This window comes from Rhodococcus sp. NPDC003382, from assembly GCF_053589135.1.
Map to the genome: position 1 here is coordinate 1 of NZ_JBSFRH010000103.1, position 2,889 is coordinate 2,889.

Sequence of the window (2,889 nt, forward strand, 5' to 3'; positions counted from 1 at the left end):
CGGGTCAATCACCGTCATCATCTCGGTGATCTGTTGTCGGCGGCGTTGGCGCACTACCGCGCCCGCCGCGAAACCGAGCTGCGGGAACACCGGCGCCGGTGGCTGCGGGAACCGGGCGGGGACGGCGCAGGTGACGAGGGCTCCCCGTAGCGGTCACCGGCGTGCCGAACTCTTCTTTCTCTAGGGCATTGTCCAGTAAGGCTTCTCCCTCCGCGTGCCGGTCGGCGACGCGCGGAGGGGAGGGCATTTCAGGATTACCTAACTGAAGGTAGGCTCAGCTAACTGTCGACTCGGGTGGGCGTGTGACCCGAGCCGAACTTGCCGTGTCCGCTCGACCTCGGAGGAGCCTCCGAGGGCGCTGTCCTGGGAGTTTCATTCATGATGTCGACTGCCGTCGTTCGCGCCATCCCCGTCACCGGTGCTCAAGCCGGTGTGTGGTTCGGACAGCAGGCGGTCGAGGAACCCGCGGTCTACGTCGTCTCGCACGCCTGGGAACTCCGCGGCATCCTCGACTCGACGGCACTCGTCGACGCCGTTTCCGCGACCCTCGGTGAGGCCGACGGCCTCTCGGCTCGTTTCGGTGAAGAGGACGGGCGGGTCGTCCAGTGGATCGGCGCCCACGACATCACCGCGGTCCCCATCGAGGACCTCAGCGCTCTGCCCGACCCGGAAGCAGCGGCCCGGGAACGCCTCGGGGTCCGGCAGGCCATAGACCCGGCAACCGACCCCTGCGTCGCGGCCCGGATCCTCCTGCTCGCCGACGATCACGCGATCGTGGTGCTCACCGCGCACCACATCGTCCTCGACGCATTCGGTCTGGGTCTTCTCGGACGCCGCGCCGCCGAGCGATACTCGGCCGCCGTGCGCGGCGAGGCCGCCCCCGACTCGTGGTTCGGGACGGTCGACGCAGTCGTCGCGGAGTACGAGCAGTACGAGACGTCGGAGAAATCCGAGCAGGACCGCGCATTCTGGACGCAGACCCTGGCCGGCGCCCCCGATGCCGTGACCCTGTCCACCGGCAACGCCGCGGCCGGATTCGCGGCGCGCGTGCGCTCCCACGCCCACGTGCTCGACCCCGAGTCGACCACCGCGCTGTCCGCGCTCGGCCGCACCGCCCGCGGAACGTGGGGCGACGCACTGGCCGCGCTCACCGCGGCGTTCGTCGCCGGTTGGACCGGGAGCGGCGAGGTCGTGCTCGAGTTCCCGCTGATGAACCGCTTCGGCTCCGCCGCGATGACGGTCCCGACGATGGCGGTCAACGTCGTGCCGCTGCGCATCCCGGTCGCCGCCGATGCCACTGCGGAGTCCGTGACCGCCGCCGCGATTGCCGCGATCCGTGCAGCCGGTGCCCACGGGCGGTACCGCGGAGAGCGGATCGCCCGTGACGTTCGTACCGAATCCGGTGCCGCCGTGTCCGGACCGTGGCTCAACATCAAACCGTTCGGCGACGAGCTGCGCTTCCACGGCCTCGACGCCCAGGTGCATTCGCTCGCGCGCGGACCGGTGCGCGATCTGTCCCTGACCGTGCGCCAGACCGCCGCCGGCGCCGTCGAACTGCAGTTCGACGCCGACGCCGACCGTTACAGCGAAAGGGACCTGGAACTCGTCGCACTGCGACTGGCCCGCTTCGTCGAGGCGGCGCTCTCCGCCGACGGCACGCCCGTCGCGCGCACTGCGATGCTCCTGGACGCCGATTTCGCCACGATCGCCGATCTCGGCACCGGAGCCGTCCGCGAACTCGAACCCACCACCCTCGACGACCTGCTCGTCCGGCAGGCACGCCGCACGCCCGACGCCCCTGCCGTGCGGTTCGAGGACCGCACGCTGACCTACCGCGAATTCGACACGGCCGTCGAGCGATTCGCGAATCGCTTGCGCGAACACGGCGTCCGGGTGGGGGATCGGGTCGCGGTGCTCCTCGCCCGCTCCGAGCGGCTGCCGCTGGTGTTGTGCGCAATCCTGCGCACCGGCGCCGCGTACGTCCCCGTCGACACCGCCTACCCGGCGGACCGGATCGCCTACATCCTCGACGACGCCGAACCCGCCGCGGTCGTCACCGACGCCACCGCCGCCGACCGAGCCGATCTCCTCGCGGACCTGACCGTGCCCGTCATCGCCGCGGACACCGCGGCCGACACCACTGCGGAGACCCGCACCGACGCGGCGCACGCCGACCGGTCGCTCACCGTCCGCGATGCCGCGTACCTGATCTACACGTCCGGGTCCACCGGCCGGCCCAAGGGCGTCGTCGTCACCCACGAGGCGATCGTGAACCGCCTGGTGTGGATGCAGGACACCTACCCGCTCACCGCCGACGACCGGATCCTTCAGAAGACCCCCTCGAGCTTCGACGTGTCGGTGTGGGAGTTCTTCTGGCCGTTGATCACCGGCGCCACCCTCGTGATGGCCCGGCCCGACGGCCACCGCGACCCCCAGTACCTCACCGACGTGATCGCCGCGGAACGGATCACCACGTTGCACTTCGTGCCGTCCATGCTGGCCGCGTTCGTCGAATCCGCGCCGTCCCCGGACCGCCTCGCGACCGTCCGCCGCATCTTCTGCTCGGGTGAGGCGCTGCCGGCAGCGACCGCCCACACGGCAGCCGAACTCGTCGGTGACCGGGTGCACAACCTCTACGGCCCCACCGAGGCCGCGGTCGACGTCACGTACCACGCCTACGGACCCGCCGACGACGACCGCGCGTCGGTGCCGATCGGGTTGCCGGTGGCCAATACGTCGGTGGTGGTGTTGGACGGGTGGTTGCGTCCGGTGCCGGTCGGTGTGGTGGGTGAGTTGTATCTCGGTGGGGTGCAGTTGGCGCGGGGCTATCACGCGCGGATGGGGTTGACCGCGTCGCGGTTCGTCGCCGATCCGTTCACTGCGGGTGGG

The 2,889-nt window shown here is 70.6% G+C and carries 1 protein-coding gene; it reads left to right on the top strand.

Annotation, left to right across the window (positions count from 1 at the left end; translation table 11 throughout):
- Positions 1-378 precede the first annotated feature (378 nt).
- The coding region (locus ACWDUD_RS30515) for an amino acid adenylation domain-containing protein (RefSeq protein ID WP_450111765.1) at positions 379-2,889 on the top strand (2,511 nt) is incomplete at its 3' end.